We start from the raw sequence: 18733 nt of genomic DNA, 5'->3' as shown, positions 1-18733 counted from the left end.
GGCATGCAAGCATTGCGTTATTTGCCGCTGATGTCGCGGTGTGTGGCGGCCATCGTGGGTGGATATGTGGTGGCTGCCTTATTTTCTATTGCCATGTTGCGCTTACCACAAGAGCCCGCCGAGGCGGCGATGCTCGGCATGTTGTATAGCTTTTTGGTGTATGCGGCTGTCGTGATTTGGGTGTTTGCGGTACGTTCAGCAAAGCGAGCGTGGTTGGGGGTGATGGTTCCGGTGGCGGTGTTGTGGCCTATGGCACATTGGCCTGATTTGAGGGCAATGCTATGAGCGAGGTCATCAAAAAAGCAGCGCCCAAACCGCGTGGCATACGCCAAACCATGTCTGACCTGCACATTTGGACAGGGCTGCTGGTAGGGTGGGTGCTCTATGCCGTGTTTCTAACCGGTACAGCCTCATTTTTCAGAGAAGAAATCACCCAATACATGCGCCCTGAACTGGCGGTGCAACACCATACGGGCGAAGTGTCCGCGTTGGTGCAGCGCACGGTAGATAGCCTACGTGAGCAACAGCCGGCGTTAACCCAGGTCAGCATTCAGTTGCCCACAGAGCGTAAGCCTACTATCACAGCATCGTGGAGGGACCCACAAGCCGGTGGGCGCGGGTTTAAAAGCGTCACGCTGGACCCCGCTAGTGGGCAAGAAGTTAGCGCTAGGGCTACCCGTGGGGGCGATTTTTTCTACGCGTTTCACTTTAACTTTCACTATATGTCGGGCTTGTGGGCCAGATGGATTATCGGCTTTTGTGCCATGTTCATGCTGGTGGCCATTATTAGTGGGGTGATCACGCATAAAAAAATCTTCACTGATTTCTTTACCTTTAGGCGCAGAAAAGGGCAGCGTTCTTGGTTAGATGCGCATGCTGCTTTATCGGTATTTGGGCTGCCATTTCACTTCATGATTACGTGGAGTGGCTTGGTCACCCTGATGGTGTTGTACATGCCGTGGGGGCTGCAAAGTTTACCTACGCCGGCCGATAAAGCCGCGGTTACCAGTGAGATGCGGTTTATGCAGCCAGCGGCTCCGAAGCCTGCGGGTGTGCCGGCAACCTTAGTGGCATTAGCACCGTTGGTTGAGCAAGCTGAACAGCGATGGGGAAAATCTACCGTAGGTAGCGTACAAGTGAGCAACATAAACGATGCTAATGCGCGCGTATCAATGGTGCAAAGCCAGACGGCACGAGTGTCTACCACAGCTAAGTACGTGGTCTTTGATGGCGTGACGGGTGAGCTATTGCACGCCAAAGATGGCTCTGGTGCGGTAGCAACAACGCAAGGTGTGCTCTATGGCCTGCATTTAGGGCGTTTTGCCGATATAGAAACACGATGGTTGTACTTCATTGTGGGCCTAGTGGGTACGGCGATGGTGGGGTCAGGGCTGGTGTTGTGGACCGTGAAACGTCGCAGCAAATTGCCCGATCCAGAAAAACCGTACTTTGGCTTTAGGCTGGTGGAGCGACTCAACATTGCCTCTATTGCGGGGTTGTCGGTGGCCATGGTGGCGTTCTTCTGGATGAATCGTTGGTTGCCAGTAGAAATGCTAGAACGGGCGCAGTGGGAAATACACGGTTTCTTCTTAGTGTGGCTAGCCACTTTGGTGTGGGCGTTACTACGGCCAGCTAAACGTGCGTGGGTAGAGTTGTTGGCAGTGGCGGCAGGGCTGTGCTTTTTGCTCCCTATTGCAAATATGTTGGGGTTAGGACAGGGCATGCAATCCAGCTTGGCTCAAACAGGATGGTTGTTTTTGAGCTTTGACCTAAGCCTATGGCTGTTGGCGATTGTGCATGCAGCGATGGCATGGCGGGTAGCGCGGCATCAGCCTGCTAAAGCACGCACCGTCGTGAAAAAACGGCCGCCTGCCGCCGCGCCAGCATTAACCACACAGGAGTCATGATGGAGCAAGCATGGTGGGGGTCGCACATTGCGCTGTTGCTAATGTCGTGGCTGGGTTTCTTGTGTTTGGGTTTGAGCATGATCCGGCATCAAGAGGATGTGTTTGAACGAGCACTATCCACACGTGTGACTCGCACATTACGCGGCATGGGGTGGTTGTTGTTGAGTGTGGCAGCAGTCATGGCCGTACAGCAGTTTGGATGGGGAAAAGGCTTGGCAGCATACAGCGGGCATACCAGTGTGGCTGCGGGGTTGGTTCTGTATTTTTTTGTTCTGCTTACACGCTTGAAACAGCGTTAATCAGTTAGGTGAAATAACAAAACAACGAGGTAAACATGAAAGTAGCTCTGATTTCTACCGTAGTGGTAGCAGCATTAATCGCAGGATGCGCAGGGTCTAAAGACCTTAGAGCGACATCAGTACAAGGAAATGCCATGACGGCAGAAGTAGCAGCTCCTACTGTGTTGCGTACGGCAGTTGCGCCGGCGTTATACGAATTGGCCTATTCGCCTAAACAGCAGGCGGTGTTTGTCGCATCGGTAGGCGGTCAAGGTGAAGGGGCTGCAGCGCCTAAGATTTTCCGTCTGAACCCAGATACGTTGGCGGTAGAAGCAGAAATTGCTTTGGATTTCCCAGGTTTGGGCGTCACGCTTGATGATGCCAACAACCGTTTATATGTAGGTAATGCGTTTGATGCAGCCGTTACCGTCATTGATACACGCACCAACCATGTGGTGGGCGTGGCGAAGCTGGCCGAGAAAATAAACGCCTTGGGTTTTGATGGGAAACCTACCGTACGTTATCCACACAACTTGCGTGAGCTACTGGTAGATAACACCACAGGGCGTTTGTTTGCCCCCGGTATTTGGATAGATGACAGCTCATTGTATGTGGTGAACCTAAAAACTTTGGCAGTAGAAAAAGTGATGCCAGGTTTCGGTTTTGGTGCGGCTGGTGTGACGATGGACCCTAATGCGGGCAAAGTCTATGTTGCCAACATGCAGGGTCAAGTGTTTGTGGTGGATGCCAAAACCTTAGAGCTTGATCGCGTGATGGAAGTGCAGGCCGACCAGTTGTTGAACATGGTGTTTGATAACAAGGCAGGCCGTATCTTGGCGATTGACCAAGGTGGTGCCAACGTTGATGGTGTCAGACAAAATTTAGCAAAACTGGATTACCAACCCCGTGGTACCGGTAACCGTGTGGTGGTGATTAATCCTGAAACAGGCGTGGTAGAGAAAAGTATTCCTACCGGAACTGGCCCTGTGAATTTAGCTTTAGATGAACAGCGTGGCCGTTTGTATGTGACCAACCGCGTCTCTGGTACGGTGACGGTCTACGACCGTAACGATAACGATAGAGAACTGCACAGTATCGCGTTACCTGATTTCCCGAACACACCACGTTTAGACCCTGAAACGGGGGCGTTGTATGTGTCGATTAAAAATGGTGAACAAGCCACTAAAGGCAGCAACGAGAGTGTAGCCAAGCTATCTTTTGAATAAAGCGTCACCCTAGCACAGAGCGTTATACCCTGGTTGTGGCATGGGGTATAACGCTCTTTTTTTGATGCTGGCTAAAGCTAAGGTGTTGTATTCAAAAATAATAGTTTTACCGCGATGAATTTGTCCTAACCCATATATTTGCGTATGGCATTTGGGCAGAGTTCTCTTTTTTCTATAAACTATGTAGAAAGTGCTTGGGAAATTATCCACAGGCGGGTGTGAGGGTAACAGCCGTGCAGTAGTGGGAGCCAAGCCAGACTTTGTAGCGTGTGGCGATGATTCTGTTATGTCTGAACAAGCATGATGTGGCATTACGTGCGTGCAGTGTGCAGTTGTTCTTACGCCAGTAACAGAGGCCATAGGCTGGCCCTGCAAGTTCTGGGCATCACCATGCCCTGAGCGACTACGGTTGTGGTGGTATGCAGCAGAACATTTCGGGGTTTCAAGTAGTGTGTAACCAAGAATTGGAGATGCGGTATGAGTAACGTGAACAGCTTTGGCGCACAAGCCTCTTTGCGCGTAAATGATCAGGATTATCGTATATACCGACTTGATGCCGTGAAAGGTGAAGGGCTGGATGTTAAAACCCTGCCTTACGGTTTAAAGATTTTGCTGGAAAACCTGCTTCGCACCGAAGACGGTGTGAACGTACGGGCAGACGACATACGTGCACTGGCCGCGTGGGACCCAAGCGCCGAGCCCGATAAAGAAATTGCCTTTAGTCCAGCTCGTGTGGTGCTGCAAGACTTTACGGGTGTACCTGCGGTAGTAGATTTGGCCGCAATGCGCGAAGCCATGTCGGCGCTAGGTGGGAGCGCCACGCGCATTAACCCCTTGGTGCCTGTAGAACTGGTGATTGACCACTCGGTGATCGTGGATGACTTTGCGCATAATGATTCGTTCCGTCGTAACGTAGAAATTGAGTATCACCGTAACGTAGAACGATACGAGTTCCTGCGTTGGGGTCAAAGCGCATTTGATAATTTTAAAGTTGTGCCGCCGGGTACAGGGATTGTGCACCAAGTGAACTTGGAGCACTTATCGCGTGTGGTGTTTAGCCGATCCGAAGATGGCGTGAATGAAGCCTACCCCGACACCTGTGTGGGCACGGACTCGCACACCCCTATGGTGAACGGTTTGGGCGTGCTGGCATGGGGCGTAGGGGGTATTGAGGCCGAAGCGGCGATGTTGGGCCAGCCTATTTCCATGCTCATTCCACGCGTGGTGGGCTTTAAGCTGACGGGTCAGTTAAATGACGGTGTGACCGCAACTGATTTGGTGCTGACCATTACCGATATGCTGCGCCAACATGGCGTGGTGGGTAAGTTTGTAGAGTTTTATGGTTCTGGCGTGGGGGCGGTGCCGCTGGCTAACCGTGCCACAATCGGCAATATGAGCCCCGAGTACGGTTCCACCGTTTCCATGTTCCCCATTGATGACGTCACACTGCAGTACATGGCGTTAACAGGCCGTTCGGCTGAGCAAATTGCGTTGGTGAAAGAGTATGCTAAAGCGCAAGGGCTATGGCACGATCCACACCATGAACCGCGTTACTCAGAACGCTTAGAGCTAGACTTATCCACAGTGGTACCGTCCATTGCTGGGCCTAAACGTCCGCAAGATCGCATTGTGCTCAGCAATGTTAAACCGGCTTTCCACAAAGATTTGACAGCACTGTACAAGTCTAGAAACCAAGCAGTAGAACCTCGTCATGCACAAGTGAAGCTGGCCGATGGGCCGTCCTTCCAGCTTGATGATGGTGCCGTAGTGATTGCAGCGATTACCTCGTGTACCAACACCTCTAACCCCAGTGTGATGGTGGCGGCTGGTTTGGTTGCCAAAAAAGCGCAGGCGTTGGGTATTACACGTAAGCCATGGGTCAAAACCAGCTTGGCGCCAGGTTCCAGAGTCGTTACTGACTACCTAGATAAAGCTAAACTGACCGGCCCATTAGATGCCTTGGGCTTTAACTTGGTGGGGTACGGCTGTACAACGTGTATTGGTAACTCGGGTCCGTTGATTCCTGAAGTGAGTGCCGCGGTAAACGAGCAAGATTTGACAGTAGTGTCGGTACTGTCCGGTAACCGTAACTTCGAGGGCCGTATTCACCCTGAAGTGAAAATGAACTACCTGATGTCGCCTCCATTGGTAGTGGCTTACGCGATTGCGGGCACTATGAACATCGACTTGATGAACGATGTGCTGACGGTAGATAAAGCTGGCAACCCCGTTTACCTAAAAGATATCTGGCCAAGCACAGCGGAGATTCAAGAGGTAGTCAGTGCGGTGATCGCTACCGATATGTACCGTAAAGGCTATGCGGATGTGTTTGCGGGTGATGAGCGTTGGCGCAATCTGCCTACGCCTAAAACCAAGCAGTTTGAGTGGAGCCCTACGTCTACTTACGTACGTAATCCACCTTACTTTGAGCACATGCCTAAAACACCGTCTCCTGTACAGGAAATTCAGGGTGCACGCGTGTTAGCCATGTTGGGCGATTCGGTGACAACCGACCACATTAGCCCTGCCGGTAACATTAGCAAAACCACGCCTGCAGGCGAATACTTGCTGGCGCACGGTGTGGCGCAACAAGACTTTAACTCTTACGGTTCACGTCGTGGTAACCACGAGGTGATGATTCGTGGGACCTTCGCGAACGTACGTTTACGTAACCAACTGGCTCCCGGTACCGAGGGCGGATTTACGCGCGACTTCACCCAAGCAGGTGGCCCGGTTAGCACCATTTACGAGGCCTCTAGCCATTATTTAGCCGCAAAAACACCCTTGGTGATTTTGGCTGGTAAAGAATATGGTTCTGGCTCGTCACGTGACTGGGCAGCCAAAGGTACGGCATTGCTGGGTGTACGTGCTGTGATTGCGGAATCCTACGAACGTATTCACCGTTCTAACTTGATCGGTATGGGGGTGCTACCACTGCAGTTTCCTGCAGGCCAAAATGCGGCATCACTAGGGCTGACAGGTGAAGAGGTATTCAGCATTACGGGCGTGGGTGTGCTCAATGAAGGGCGCATTCCCAAAACCGTACATGTGCAGGCAGGGGCGGTGACGTTTGAAGCGGTGGTACGTATTGATACCCCCACCGAGGCTGACTATTACCGACATGGCGGGATCATGCAGTTCGTGTTGCGCAGTCTGATGTAAATGTTGGATATGAGCGACTGAGTTTCACCATGGCAGCAATGATGTAGACAGTGCGTGTCGTATTGCAAAATTGGTGCTATGGTTTGTATTGTGCAGTGCCATATTTCTGCGGAAATATGGCACTGTTTGCCGGTAGCCAGAAGCTGGTGTGAGTAGGCATTATTAACAAGAAAAATGTAGTCAACAGGAGTTATTCATGAGTGTGCACAGCCAAACTAAGCGTCGTACAGTTCCCGAATTAATGGCTTTTAAGGGTGGGCAGAAACTAGTATCGCTAACGGCCTATATTGCGCCTATTGCCCGACAACTAGACCCCTATATGGACATGATTTTGGTTGGGGATTCTACGGCAATGGTTGGCTACGCGATGGATGACACGCTAAGCATTACCGTAGAACAACTGACTGCACATGCGCGTGCAGTAGTACGCTCCACCTCCCATGCTTGCATTGTTGTAGATATGCCTTTTGGTTCCTACCAAGAGTCACCCGAACAAGCCTTCCGTAATGCCTCATATATGTTGGCACATAGCGGTGCATCAGCCGTTAAAATGGAAGGTGGTGAAGCCATGGCTGAAACCACTAGATTTTTAGTAGAACGTGGCGTTCCTGTGCTGGCACATGTGGGCTTGATGCCCCAGTATGTCAACACCATGGGCGGTTTTAAAGCCCAAGGTATGAGCGACACTGCAGCACAACGCATTTATAACGATGCGCTAGCTCATCAATCCGCTGGCGCGTTTGCGGTAGTACTAGAAGGGGTGGCCGAGGCATTGGGGCGTCGCCTAACCGAAGATCTACGTATTCCCACTATTGGTATTGGCGCGTCTCCGGCGTGTGATGGCCAAGTACTGGTAACGGAAGACATCCTAGGTTTGGGTGATGGGCATATTCCACGTTTTGCCAAAACATTCGCGGATGCGGGTGCGGTGATTCGCGGTGCAGCAGCAGCGTACGCAGATGCCGTACGCAATGGCAGCTTCCCAGGGCTGGAGAATTGCTTCGGTGTGAAACGTAACGCTGAATAACTATGATCACCCAGTAGGGTGAGACAATCAACGCATGGAAATACGTCAACTGGAAGCTTTTGCTGCGGTTTTGACGGCGGGTAGTGTCACGGCTGCGGGACGCCTTTTAGAGCGTTCGCAGCCGGTAGTTAGCCGCCAAATTCAAGATCTGGAGCAACGACTGGGCTTTACCTTGTTTCATCGTACCCGTCCTCACGTCAAATTGACGGAAAAGGGTAGGGAATTCTACGAAGAGGTTAGGCCTATCTTGGCAGGTTTAGAGGTGTTGGATGCCAGAGCGCGTGATATCGCTCAGGGGCTGAGTCGTCCGTTACGGGTGGCCGCTACCCCGTCGCTGTGCATGAGTGTCTTGCCTCAAGTGATTGCTTTACTCGAACAGCAACAACCCTTCTTCCAGCAAAAACTGTTCATCGATAGCTTATTGCCTGATGAGGTCATTAAGCAGGTGAGCGAGGGGAAGGTAGATATAGGGCTAACCAGTCTGCCGGTAGATCTGGGCAGCAATAGATTGCACTGGTCAGGGCAAGCCCCTTATATGCTGGCTTTGCCTGAAGGGCATGTGTTAGCAGACCACGAGGTGATAGACCTTGCTTCCGTGCAAGACCAAATGGTGATATCGGTGTTTCATCGCTATCGCATGCGTTATAGGCAAGCGACGGCCTTGGTGCGAGCACACGCCAACCCTGACTCCCTACGCCGTATAGAAACAGCCAGCTCGGTCAACGTGCTGAGCATGGTGCGTGTGGGCTTAGGTGTGGGAATTTTAGACCCCTATTTAGCGGCCTGTTATCCCTTGGATGGCGTAGTCGTGCGTGACATCCAAAACTATATTCCCGCGATGATAGGCGTGGTCAGTCATATTGATAGGCCGTTGCATGCCGAGGCACCGGTTTTGATCGAAGCATTGCGTCAGTTTGTAGTGGAAAGTATCCCCCGCTTTAGTATTGGTGACGACAGCGGTTTACCTCAGGAACACGATCCCTTTCCTGAGCTCTTGGTGAGCGAATAAACGTGAGTAGTTGGTTGGCGGGTTTAGCCCCTTTTTGGACACCGTTGTTAGGCGCTGCGCTGGTCGTTGTATTGCTGTTATTGTACGGTCGGCAGATGGCACTACGATTGGCTAGGCAGCAAACCCAGCATGTACAAGATAGGCTAGATGAAAGTTTAGATAGGGCGGCATACCTCGAAGCACAGTGGCAACAAAGCCAGACTGATGTGCGCCAGCTTGATAAACAATTAACTGAGCTGCAGGTGCGGCATCAGGAAAAAGAGCAGGCTTACCAACGTTTGGAGCAGAACCTAGAACACTCCAAACAACTGATGCAAACGGAATTCCAGAATCTGGCCAATACCATTCTGGAAGAAAAGGGCCAGCGTTTTCAACACAGTAATCAGCAGGCTCTGCAAACGTTATTGCAACCCTTTAGAGAGCAAATTTCTGCTTTCCAACAGCGTGTGAATCAGTTGCATGATCAGTCCTTAAAAGGACAGGTCAATTTAGAAGCTGAAATTCGCCGCGTGTTGGACATAGGGTTGCAGATGTCGTCCGAAGCACAGCACTTAACTAAAGCCTTAAAAGGCGATAAAAAATTAAGCGGTATGTGGGGTGAGCTACAGCTAGAGCGCACGCTGGAAGCGGCTGGTTTGGTGCGCGGTGAACATTTTCTTAGCCAGGCGGCCTTACAAACGGAGTATGGCAATAAACGGTTCCCAGACTTCTTGATTAAGTTGCCTGAAAACCGTCATATGGTGCTAGATAGCAAAACCTCGTTGGTAGACTACGAGCGCGCTGTGCGCGCAGAGGACGATAACGAGCGCATGCAGCATATGGATAACTTGTTGCGGGCCATGCGCCATCATATGGATGATTTATCGTCTAAGCGTTACGATCAATTGCCAGGCTTAAGTAGCCCCGATTTTGTGTTTATGTTTGTGCCTATTGAGGGGGCATACATAGAGGCGATACGCCATCAACCCGAGCTATTTGAGTACGGGATGAAACGCCACGTGATGTTGGTGTCACACGCAACGCTGTTACCGGTGCTGCGTACCGTTGCGAACTTATGGATGATTGTGCGCAGTAACGAACATGCACATGAACTGGGCTTACGGGCGGCAGACTTGCATGACCAAGTGGTGTTATTGGCCGATCGCTTTAAACGCATGGGCGAAAGCTTGCGTCAGATGAATGGGCACTTCAACAGCACGGTGACGGCGTTATCGGGTCAGCAAGGGGTGTATGGCAAGCTGCAACGCTTTAAAGAGTTATCGGCACGCAGCACCAAACACTTACCTGCTTTAGATAGCCAACAGCACGATGTTGAGCTGTATAGGTTGGATGGCGTAGTGGCTGAAGAGCAGCAGCCAGAGGGCGAGGACCAGCCTCGCGAGTAGGCTGGTACTTAGTGAATGCGACGCTCTACCTGCTGACGCCATTGTTCTTGTGGCATGGCTTCAGCATATAAATGGCCTTGCAATGCAGAGCAATGGTGTTGGTTGAGGAAGTCGGCTTGTGCCTGTGTTTCAACGCCTTCTGCCACAATATGCAGGCGTAATTGCTGACCCAGTGCGAGTACGGCTCTCACGATAGCGGCACTGTCTGGATCGGTATCCACATCATGAATTAAGCTGCGGTCTATTTTCAACTCATACAGTGGTAGGCGTTTTAAGGCTGCCAAGTTGGAATAGCCAGTACCAAAGTCATCAATGGCAAAACGTATCCCCCGCTGCACCAGTCTGTTCATCAGAGCGGTGGTTTGGTAGGGGTCTTGCATCAACATCCCTTCGGTAATTTCAAAGATCAGTCGATGCGCCGGAGTATGGTGGGTATCTAGGATGTGCTCTATACGTTGCAATAAGCTGGGGTCACGAAACTGCGACGGGCTAATGTTTACCGATACAGTAAAGCAATGTGTGGGGTAGGCCAGTAACAGGGCGCAGGCTTGTTCCAGTAACCAATCGCCTAGTTTGGAAATAAGCTGGCTTTCTTCGGCTAACGGAATAAAACGTTCGGGTGTAATCCAGCCGCGCTCGGGGTGGTTCCAACGTAATAACAGTTCTACCCCTACCGTTTGCCCCTGCATATCGAATTGGGGTTGTACGTAGGCTTTTAGCTGATCTGAGCCAATGGCGTAGCTTAAGTCACGGCCAATGCTGACACGGTCTTCCGCTTCTTGTGTCATGGTGGGTTGGTAAAACATGACTTGGTTTCGGCCATTGTCTTTGGCGCGATGCATAGCGACGTTGGCCTCGCGCAAGGCCTCTTCGGTGTCCACGCTTTGTGCGGTTAAAAAGGCGGCGCCAATAGAAGCACTCAGTAAGTAGGCTTGGCCGTTAATAAAATAGGGGACCTCTAACGCGCGACGTATGCGTGAGCTGACTTCTTCGGCCGTCGCGTAGCACGTGTCGGTATCCGACGATAACTGGGTGAGCACCACCACAAACTCGTCGCTGCCTATGCGGGCCACCGAGTCATCTTGGCGCATCATACGTAATAGGCGTCTGGCCACTTTCTTCAGTAACTCATCGCCTATATGGTGCCCTCGGGCATCGTTAATATGCTTGAAGCTGTCTAAATCAATAAACAGAATAGCGCTGTTTTGTTGATCTCTACGTGCGGTAAGCAAGAGGTTTTCTAACCGGTTGAGTAACAGACGGCGATTAGGTAGCTCGGTGAGCAGGTCGTAGAAAATCAGTTGATGGTTAATATCGCGTATGGCTTTGTAGGCCGTAATGTCGGTAGATATACTGCAGACGGCAGTGATTCTTTCGTGTTTGTCCCGTAGCGGAAACTTTAGCGATAAAAAGGTATTAATACGTTTATCGTGTGCGTTGATAAACTGCTCTTCCATACTAAGATGATCACCGTGCAGCAAAACTTGTAGATCACTTTTACGGTTTTTAGCTTGTTCTTGTGTGGAAGCATAAATATCATCAAAGCGCTTACCCAACGCATCCACGGCATTGATGTTAAAAAAGTCGCAGGCTTTTTTATTCACATGCAGATACTGCAGATTGGCATCTTTGATGGTGATGAGCGCATCAATATTATCCAGAATGCTTTTAAGCTGTAGATTGCTATTAGACTCAGTTTTGGCCCAGCGCAAGGTTCGATGTTGCAGTAGTAGCAAAATAGTGCTGACAACAAGAAGAGCCGCCATCAGTAGGCCTGCACTCCAAAACCAGATGTGAGAGTGTATGGCATCGTCTGCTGTGGCCCAGGACGCGCTACTAAAGCATAAGAATACGCTGTAAAGTATGAGTTTAATGGTGGTAGGGATAGCAATCACCGTAAGCGCAGTAAAAGGGTAGAGATAATGTCTGAGTCAGATCTGGATAGTGAAACAGTGGAAGTGGTAGTAACGGGCAAGGTACAAGGTGTGGGTTTTCGTGCCGCCGCTGCACGGCATGCTCATCTGCATGAAGTGACAGGTTGGGTCCGTAATGCCCCTGATGGTTCAGTGGAGCTATTGCTGCAAGGAAAGACGGACAAAGTTGATAGATTGCTGTCATGGCTGTATCAAGGGCCGGAGCACGCACGAGTAGAGCATGTACACGTTATACGTTCATACGATGACAGACGATACCAGCATTTTCAAATACGATAAAGATCATGGTGCAACGATTTAATAGCGGTTTTTTACGGTTTGGATTTGCCTTCATTCTGAGTGGAATGGCGGCGATTTCTCAGGCTTCCTCCCTTCCCGGGCCAGCAACAGTGGTGAGCATTGGCGCAGGTGGAGTAGGGGGTGTGTATTATGCCGTAGGTGGCGCAATGTGCAGGATGTTAAGTCGTGCTGTGCTGCAAACTCCCTACATCTGCAAAGTGGATGCGACAGGGGGATCTGTATTTAACTTAAACGCATTGAAAACGGGCGAGTTGGATTTTGCGATGGTGCAATCCGATATAGGTCACCATGCTTATACAGGCGAAGCACAATTTGCCGCTGTGGGGCCTTACGAACCGTTGCGAGACGTATTGTCGTTGCATCCAGAGTCTGTAACGGTAGTGGCGCGTAAAGAGCTGGAAGCCAAAAGCTTTCAAGACCTTCAAGGTAAGCGTGTCAATATCGGGCACCCCGGTTCGGTAGCACGGGCGTCAGTAGATCAATTGCTGGGCGCAATGGGCACCGACTACCAGTTCTTTTCCAGAGTGACAGAGCTGCGCGCTGATGAACTCACTGAAGCGTTATGTAGCGGCAGAATTGATGCGTTTGTCGTCAGCGTGGGACATCCCTCTGCGGTGGTGCAAGACCCAGCGGCCTTGTGTGGCGCGCAATTACTACCGTTACAGGGGGAGGCGGTTGATGCACTCACACAGCAGTTCCCGCACTACGCCAAAGTTGATATCCCAGGCGGTATTTACACGAATAATGCAGCGAACGTTCCTACCTATGGTGTGTTGTCTACCGTTGTGACACGAGCCGATGTAGATGAGCAGCGTGTATACGATTTGGTGAAGGCGATTTTCAGCAATCTGGATAACTTTAAACGTTTGCATCCAGCGTTAGAGCACTTGGATAAACAGCGTATGACAAAAGATGGTTTAACTATGCCATTACACCCCGGTGCGCTGCGTTATTTCCGCGAACAAGGCTGGGTGAAAAACTAAGTTTATGCAGGATACACACCTTACGCCCGGCGCACCTAGGCGCCGTGCCCCGGTTTCGCCTTTACCTGCACGGGATGGCGTATCACCTAGCCGTGTCTGGCTAACAGAAGGTGCTTGGGCTACCTTGGGCGAGTTTCTCTTACAGCGTTTTGAATACCTGAACCCAGAGGCATTACAGCAACGTATACAGCGTGGCGATGTGGTGAATGATGCGGGTGAACCGCAGGCCTTAGACACGCCTTATGTAGCAGGGCAATGGTTGTGGTACTACCGTGAAGTGCCCGACGAGGCCATCGTGCCTTTTGATATGCCGGTTTTGTTCGCAGACCAGAGGTTGATTGCGGTGGATAAACCGCACTTTTTGGCGACCACACCATCTGGCAGCTATTTAAAAGAAACGGCATTGGTGCGCTTGCGTACACAGTTTCAAAACCCCGATATTACGCCGCTTCACCGTTTAGACCGAGACACCGCAGGCGTATTGCTGTTTTGCGTACAGCCGCAGTATAGGGGGGTGTACCAAAGCTTGTTTCAAAGCCGTGATGTGCAAAAAGAATATGAAGCCATTGCATCATCTGAGTTAACGCTTGCGTTGCCCGCTACTTATAGCAGCCATGTTGAAGCGCTAAAAGGGGTGTTTTTAGTGCGTGAGCGTGGGGATCTAGACCCAAACAGTGAAACCTATATCAGCGAGTTGTCTCGTTGGCAGGCGGAGGATGGGAAGTGCTATAGCCATTACCGTTTACAGCCTACTACAGGGCGTAAGCACCAATTGCGCGTGCATATGAGCAGTCTGGGTTGCCCCATTGTGAACGACAGTTATTACCCCAAGTGGGACCAGTCTAGGCCGGTGGATGACTACAGCCAGCCCTTACAGCTATTGGCAAGACGTATCGCGTTTATTGACCCCGTAGACGGTCAAACTAGAGAATTCTCAAGTCAGCGTACATTGGCGGCGTTACCAGCGTGAGAATGCAGGCTTAACGCTTGGCGATGTGTAACCAGCGTTCAATCACATGCACGATGGTCAGTAGTGTGAAGTTAATCGCCAGATACAGCAAACCTGCAATCATGAAGGTTTCGACGATGGCATAGCTTTGGTTCATCAAGCGTTTGGCATGGCCGGTGATATCCATGACCGCGATAGTGGAAGCGAGACTTGTGCCTTTAATCACCAAGATGATTTCATTGCTGTATGCCGGCAGTGCTTGGCGTATGGCCAAGGGAAAACTCACACGGCAAAAGCGTTTAAAAGGGCGCATGCCTATGGCTTTGGCTGCTTCGATTTGCCCATTGGGAATGGACTGGAAACCGCCACGGAATACTTCGCCTATATAGGCGCCGCTGTTCAACGCAATGGCTAAGATGGCGCAGCGTGTCGCATCGCTAAATAACCACCATAGTGCTGGCGTGTGGCGGATGAATCCTAGTGTGCCTAAACCGTAGTACAGAATAAACAGTTGTACTAGCAGCGGCGTACCACGAAAAATCGTGCTGTAGCTAAAGGCAAAACCTACGGCCAGTTTGTTGCCAGAAACGCGCATTAAGGCCAGTAGCATGCCTACCAGCAGCGATAGCGCGATACCAGACACCCCTATTTGCAGGGTAATGCCAAAACCTTTAAGTAGGTTCTCGACGGTGTAGTTGAACAGCTCCATGTCTATCATGCGACTGTCCTCATACCACGGCCAAAATGACGCTCAGCCCACACAAACATCCCTTGGCTGGCGGCACCAATAAAGAAATACAGCACAGCAGCCATGAGGTAAAGCGCTAAGGGTTCGCGGGTAGAGGCAGCACCCAATACAGCGGCACGCATCAGTTCGATGAGGCCTACAAGGGAAATCAGGGCGGTGTCTTTTAATGCGGTTTGCCAAACGTTGTTCGCACCCGGCAGGGCGTACCAGAACATTTGTGGCAGAGTGATGCGAAAGAGGCGTTTAGGTGCCGACATACCAATGGCTTTGGCGGCTTCTAGTTGGCCTTCGGGAATGGCTTGTAGCGCACCCCTAAATACTTCCACGCTATAGGAGCCGGAAATTAGCCCAATGGCGAGTATACCGACCAAGGCAGGGAACCAGTTGTTGATGGCTTCTTGCCAATGCAGGAAGTCGGCTAAATCCGAGACTGCTTGTACGCTACCAAAAAACAGCAGGTAGATAATAAGCAGCTCGGGAATACTGCGTACTACGGTGGTGTACAAGCTAATGAGCCAGCTTAACCACCGTGGTCCTCTCACTTTAATGCTGGCACCTGCTATGCCTATCACTGTACCCAATAGCATGCCAAAAAAGGCAATGAATACAGTCATGAGGGCACCGCGTATCAGCATAGTGCCCCAGCCTTTCTGCAAAATGTGCAGCATGGTGTCCAGCATGGTAATTCAGACCTACTTTTTGCAGACGTCGTAGTTGGCGATGTCAATCTCGAACCATTTTTCGCTTGCGGTCTTCATGGTGCCGTTATTGATCAGTTCGCACAGTGCGGTGTCTACTTTAGCTTTCAACTCAGCATTGTCAGGGTGAATACCCACAGCAATACCGTAACCCAGTGTCTCAGGGTCAGAAGAGCCTTTGATCACGTATTCGGTCAGCGCGTAGTCGTTGTTTTCCATTTTGTGCAGGAAACGGGACTGCGATGTCAGGTCAGCAAAGGTGCCGTCCAAACGACCTGCGTCCAAATCGATTTGCATCTGATCCAGCGTGTCGTAGTTGCGAACGGTGGTGTTAGGGGCAACTTTGTTCAGGTAGGCACCGTGTGTAGTACCGCCTTGAACACCAATGGTTTTGCCGTCCAAACCTTTGAAAATACTGTCGGCATCAGCCGCTTTAATCAGTTCGCTGTTAGCGGGCAAGACGAAGATCGCATCTTCTACCGCGTAAGGAATACTGAAGTTCACGCGTTTTGCACGCTCAGGCGTGTAAGACATGCCCGAGATGATCAAGTCAAAACGGTTAGCGTTCAAGGAAGGGATCAAGCTGTCAAAGGCTTGAACCACAAATTGGCAATCGTTACCCAGTTGTGCACAGAGGGCTGCGCCCACGTCTGCATCAAAACCAGTCACTGTACCTGTGGCATCTACCATGCTCCATGGTGGGTAACCACCTTCGGTACCAATTTTCATCGTGGCGGCGTTGACGCTGCCCAGGCCCAATAGGGCAAAGCTGGCGCAAAGTGCCGCTTTTTTCAGAGTTTTCATGAGTGTAGTCTCCCTTGAAAGGCGCAGTGGGTCGTCCACGGCGAAAAGGCATTGTAAAGGCTGAATGCCATCGCACCCACTGTTTAGTGCGATGGTGTTAGAAACTGACGTAAACGCTCGGATTTTGGGTTCTGGAACAGTTCCTCGGGGGGCGCGTATTCTTCAATGCGCCCATTGTGCATAAAGATGACGTGGCCTGACACATTGCGTGCAAATTGCATTTCGTGGGTCACCAGAATCATTGTGCGGCCTTCGCGGGCCAAGTCGTTGATGACGCGCAGCACTTCACCCACCATTTCAGGGTCTAGGGCAGAAGTGGGTTCATCAAACAACATGACTTCAGGGTCCATCGCCAGCGCACGGGCAATGGCCACGCGTTGCTGCTGTCCACCTGATAATTGAGCTGGGTAAGCGGCGGCTTTATCTGCCAAGCCTACTTTATCCAGCAATTCCATGGCATAACGTTGTGCTTGGGCTTTGGGCATGCTTTTTACATGCACAGGGCCTTCAACGACGTTTTGCAAAACGGTGCGATGCGACCACAAATTGAAGTTCTGAAACACCATGCCCAAACGGCGGCGTACGTGTTCCAGTAGTTTAGGGTCTGCACTGACCATAGTGCCGTTACGTAAGCGCTTACTACGCAGTACATCTGCACCTATGTGTATTTCGCCTTGATCTGGCACCACCAAGTGGTTGATGCAGCGTAACAAGGTGCTTTTTCCAGAGCCCGATGCGCCAATGATAGAAACCACTTCACCTTTTTGTGCTGTGAACGAAATTCCTTTCAGGACTTCATTGTCTTGAAAGGCTTTATGCACATCATGAACCTGTACGGCATAGGGGCTAGAAGGGGTACTCACGTGATAATCTCGGGCGGAAAATAAATGCCAAACAGATAATTATAAAGAGTCTGGGGCATTATTGCCGAAATTACGGTGCTTTCGTGCACGACTGCAGCGAAAGCACCGCTTTGTCGTGACTATTTAGGGATATAGACCACGCAACTCTTGGGCTTCCAAAATACGCGAACAGGCAGTTATAAAGGCCGCCGTACGTAAGCTAATGGCATGTTGGCGGGCAATGGTAGAGATATCTTTGTACGCATTGCGCATTAAGCTTTCTAAGCGACGGTTGATCAGTTCTTCATCCCAGAAAAAGCTGGAAAAGTTCTGTACCCACTCGAAGTAGCTGACTGTCACGCCGCCAGCATTGGCCAGTACGTCGGGGATAACAAACACACCGTTTTGTGTGAGGATATCATCAGCCTCGGGCGTAGTAGGGCCATTAGCGCCTTCTACAACGATGCGAGTGCGTATAGACGCTGCATTCTTAGCGGTGATCTGACCTTCTAATGCGGCAGGAACCAGAATCTCGCTTTCCAGTGTCCAGAAGTCGTCATTAGCGATAGCTTCGCTTCCTGGCGCGTTGGCGACGCCACCGGTGCTGCGTACATGTTCTAGTACAGCGGCAACATTTAAGCCTGCTGCATTGTAGATAGTACCGGTATGATCTTGGGCCGCGATGATTTTGGCACCCGCTTCAGCGAACAGTTTGGCGGCGGTGCCACCCACATTGCCCATACCCTGTATGGCAACGCGTGCGCCTTCAAGGTTAATGCCTAGATCACGTGCTGCTTCGGCGGCAACGGTAAACACACCACGCCCAGTTGCCTCTACCCTACCTAAACTACCGCCTAGCGCTAAAGGCTTGCCGGTGACTACGCCAGGGCTGAGGTGGCCCGTTTGTTGGGAGTAGGTGTCCAGAATCCACGCCATGGTTTGGGCATTGGTATTGACGTCGGGTGCTGGAATATCTTGATTAGGGCCAAGAATAGCGCTGATTTCGCTGGTGTAGCGGCGAGTGACGCGTTCTAGTTCTCGTTGGGAGTAGTTGCGTGGGTCGATGCGTACCCCGCCTTTAGCGCCACCAAACGGTACATTGACGGCGGCGCACTTCACTGACATCCATGCCGATAAGGCCATAACTTCAGATAAGGTGACGTCTTGGTGAAAGCGTATACCGCCTTTGACAGGGCCGCGTGCCATATTATGTTGCACACGGTAGCCCTCAAAGTGGGCAATAGTGCCATCATCAAGTTCTACTGGAACGTCTACGGTGAGTATACGTTTAGGGTGTTTAAGGGTGTCCACCCAACGAGAGAGTTTGCCAAGGTAGGGCGTAACACGCTCTACCTGTTCCAGATACACGGCCCAAGGGCCGGGGTCATCTGGCGATAGGTATGAAGGAAGTTGAAAGGGTTGCGACATTACGGTGCTATAAATAGTGTTGTTGTAAAGATTGTGATCTGCCTCTTTGGGCA

The 18733-nt window shown here is 51.1% G+C and carries 17 protein-coding genes; 11 read left to right on the top strand and 6 right to left on the bottom strand.

Translation table 11 applies throughout. The features are described from left to right. Positions 1-3: 3 nt before the first annotated feature. The 8 genes from GY634_RS08020 (at position 4) to GY634_RS07985 (ending at position 9994) form a co-directional block, all read left to right on the top strand. Positions 4-285: a DUF3649 domain-containing protein gene (locus GY634_RS08020; protein WP_166408022.1), complete on the top strand. Its 282-nt coding sequence runs from the start codon at positions 4-6 to the stop codon at positions 283-285. After that, positions 282-1907, top strand: a complete 1626-nt coding sequence (locus GY634_RS08015) for a PepSY-associated TM helix domain-containing protein (protein ID WP_166408021.1) — start codon at positions 282-284, stop codon at positions 1905-1907. The genes GY634_RS08020 and GY634_RS08015 overlap by 4 nt, the downstream gene beginning before the upstream one ends. Beyond that, positions 1907-2206 (top strand): DUF3325 domain-containing protein, encoded by a 300-nt coding sequence (locus GY634_RS08010; protein WP_166408020.1) that lies wholly within the window; start codon positions 1907-1909, stop codon positions 2204-2206. The genes GY634_RS08015 and GY634_RS08010 overlap by 1 nt, the downstream gene beginning before the upstream one ends. A gap of 35 nt (positions 2207-2241) precedes the next feature. Further along, complete coding sequence (locus GY634_RS08005) at positions 2242-3411, top strand: YncE family protein (protein ID WP_166408019.1); 1170 nt, start codon at positions 2242-2244, stop codon at positions 3409-3411. 477 nt (positions 3412-3888) lie between these two features. Beyond that, complete coding sequence (gene acnA, locus GY634_RS08000) at positions 3889-6573, top strand: aconitate hydratase AcnA (protein ID WP_166408018.1); 2685 nt, start codon at positions 3889-3891, stop codon at positions 6571-6573. A 196-nt stretch (positions 6574-6769) separates the two neighbouring features. Further along, the gene (panB, locus tag GY634_RS07995; RefSeq protein ID WP_166408017.1) at positions 6770-7600 is read left to right on the top strand and encodes a 3-methyl-2-oxobutanoate hydroxymethyltransferase; all 831 of its coding nucleotides are present in this window, start codon (positions 6770-6772) and stop codon (positions 7598-7600) included. Between the two features lie 34 nt (positions 7601-7634). Further along, entirely contained in the window at positions 7635-8609 is a 975-nt protein-coding gene (locus tag GY634_RS07990; RefSeq protein WP_166408016.1) for a LysR family transcriptional regulator, read from the top strand. Positions 8610-8611: 2 nt separating this feature from the next. Next, positions 8612-9994, top strand: a complete 1383-nt coding sequence (locus GY634_RS07985) for a DNA recombination protein RmuC (RefSeq protein ID WP_166408015.1) — start codon at positions 8612-8614, stop codon at positions 9992-9994. Positions 9995-10002: 8 nt separating this feature from the next. Here the strand turns inward: GY634_RS07985 and GY634_RS07980 are convergent, their stop codons facing one another. Further along, positions 10003-11760, bottom strand: a complete 1758-nt coding sequence (locus GY634_RS07980) for a putative bifunctional diguanylate cyclase/phosphodiesterase (protein ID WP_166408014.1) — start codon at positions 11758-11760, stop codon at positions 10003-10005. A gap of 156 nt (positions 11761-11916) precedes the next feature. Between GY634_RS07980 and GY634_RS07975 the strand changes: the two genes are divergently transcribed. From GY634_RS07975 to GY634_RS07965, 3 genes are read left to right on the top strand one after another with little or no spacing between them, the layout of a single operon-like run. After that, on the top strand, positions 11917-12207 hold the full coding sequence (locus GY634_RS07975) for an acylphosphatase (protein ID WP_166408013.1): 291 nt from the start codon (positions 11917-11919) through the stop codon (positions 12205-12207). Positions 12208-12212: 5 nt separating this feature from the next. Continuing rightward, complete coding sequence (locus GY634_RS07970) at positions 12213-13211, top strand: TAXI family TRAP transporter solute-binding subunit (protein ID WP_166408012.1); 999 nt, start codon at positions 12213-12215, stop codon at positions 13209-13211. A gap of 4 nt (positions 13212-13215) precedes the next feature. Next, positions 13216-14181 (top strand): pseudouridine synthase, encoded by a 966-nt coding sequence (locus GY634_RS07965; RefSeq protein ID WP_166408011.1) that lies wholly within the window; start codon positions 13216-13218, stop codon positions 14179-14181. Between the two features lie 10 nt (positions 14182-14191). On the opposite strand, the gene GY634_RS07960 is transcribed toward GY634_RS07965, so the two are convergent. The 5 genes from GY634_RS07960 to GY634_RS07940 form a co-directional block, all read right to left on the bottom strand. Continuing rightward, positions 14192-14878: an ABC transporter permease gene (locus GY634_RS07960; protein WP_207625541.1), complete on the bottom strand. Its 687-nt coding sequence runs from the start codon at positions 14876-14878 to the stop codon at positions 14192-14194. Beyond that, positions 14875-15543, bottom strand: coding sequence for an ABC transporter permease (locus tag GY634_RS07955; protein WP_278249027.1), 669 nt, complete (start codon positions 15541-15543; stop codon positions 14875-14877). The genes GY634_RS07960 and GY634_RS07955 overlap by 4 nt, the downstream gene beginning before the upstream one ends. 57 nt (positions 15544-15600) lie before the next feature. After that, positions 15601-16410 (bottom strand): transporter substrate-binding domain-containing protein, encoded by an 810-nt coding sequence (locus tag GY634_RS07950; protein ID WP_166408009.1) that lies wholly within the window; start codon positions 16408-16410, stop codon positions 15601-15603. A gap of 83 nt (positions 16411-16493) precedes the next feature. Further along, complete coding sequence (locus GY634_RS07945; RefSeq protein WP_166408008.1) at positions 16494-17273, bottom strand: ABC transporter ATP-binding protein; 780 nt, start codon at positions 17271-17273, stop codon at positions 16494-16496. A gap of 123 nt (positions 17274-17396) precedes the next feature. Continuing rightward, on the bottom strand, positions 17397-18680 hold the full coding sequence (locus tag GY634_RS07940) for a Glu/Leu/Phe/Val family dehydrogenase (protein ID WP_166408007.1): 1284 nt from the start codon (positions 18678-18680) through the stop codon (positions 17397-17399). Positions 18681-18733: the final 53 nt, after the last annotated feature.

Source organism: Paenalcaligenes suwonensis (assembly GCF_011290505.1).
GTDB lineage: Bacteria > Pseudomonadota > Gammaproteobacteria > Burkholderiales > Burkholderiaceae_B > Paenalcaligenes > Paenalcaligenes suwonensis.
The sequence above is the reverse complement of the archived record's forward strand: the minus strand, read 5'-3'. Positions and strand labels throughout refer to the sequence as shown.

What these genes read in the sequence shown, in the direction of transcription:
- GY634_RS07970 (WP_166408012.1), top strand. Translation starts at nt 12,213, where the DNA reads ATGGTGCAACGATTTAATAGCGGTTTTTTACGGTTTGGATTTGCCTTC.
- GY634_RS07990 (WP_166408016.1), top strand. Translation starts at nt 7,635, where the DNA reads ATGGAAATACGTCAACTGGAAGCTTTTGCTGCGGTTTTGACGGCGGGT.
- GY634_RS07955 (WP_278249027.1), bottom strand. Translation starts at nt 15,543, where the DNA reads ATGCTGATACGCGGTGCCCTCATGACTGTATTCATTGCCTTTTTTGGC.
- GY634_RS08005 (WP_166408019.1), top strand. Translation starts at nt 2,242, where the DNA reads ATGAAAGTAGCTCTGATTTCTACCGTAGTGGTAGCAGCATTAATCGCA.
- GY634_RS08010 (WP_166408020.1), top strand. Translation starts at nt 1,907, where the DNA reads ATGGAGCAAGCATGGTGGGGGTCGCACATTGCGCTGTTGCTAATGTCG.
- acnA (WP_166408018.1), top strand. Translation starts at nt 3,889, where the DNA reads ATGAGTAACGTGAACAGCTTTGGCGCACAAGCCTCTTTGCGCGTAAAT.
- GY634_RS08020 (WP_166408022.1), top strand. Translation starts at nt 4, where the DNA reads ATGCAAGCATTGCGTTATTTGCCGCTGATGTCGCGGTGTGTGGCGGCC.
- GY634_RS07980 (WP_166408014.1), bottom strand. Translation starts at nt 11,760, where the DNA reads ATGGCGGCTCTTCTTGTTGTCAGCACTATTTTGCTACTACTGCAACAT.
- panB (WP_166408017.1), top strand. Translation starts at nt 6,770, where the DNA reads ATGAGTGTGCACAGCCAAACTAAGCGTCGTACAGTTCCCGAATTAATG.
- GY634_RS07965 (WP_166408011.1), top strand. Translation starts at nt 13,216, where the DNA reads ATGCAGGATACACACCTTACGCCCGGCGCACCTAGGCGCCGTGCCCCG.
- GY634_RS08015 (WP_166408021.1), top strand. Translation starts at nt 282, where the DNA reads ATGAGCGAGGTCATCAAAAAAGCAGCGCCCAAACCGCGTGGCATACGC.
- GY634_RS07960 (WP_207625541.1), bottom strand. Translation starts at nt 14,878, where the DNA reads ATGATAGACATGGAGCTGTTCAACTACACCGTCGAGAACCTACTTAAA.
- GY634_RS07950 (WP_166408009.1), bottom strand. Translation starts at nt 16,410, where the DNA reads ATGAAAACTCTGAAAAAAGCGGCACTTTGCGCCAGCTTTGCCCTATTG.
- GY634_RS07940 (WP_166408007.1), bottom strand. Translation starts at nt 18,680, where the DNA reads ATGTCGCAACCCTTTCAACTTCCTTCATACCTATCGCCAGATGACCCC.
- GY634_RS07975 (WP_166408013.1), top strand. Translation starts at nt 11,917, where the DNA reads ATGTCTGAGTCAGATCTGGATAGTGAAACAGTGGAAGTGGTAGTAACG.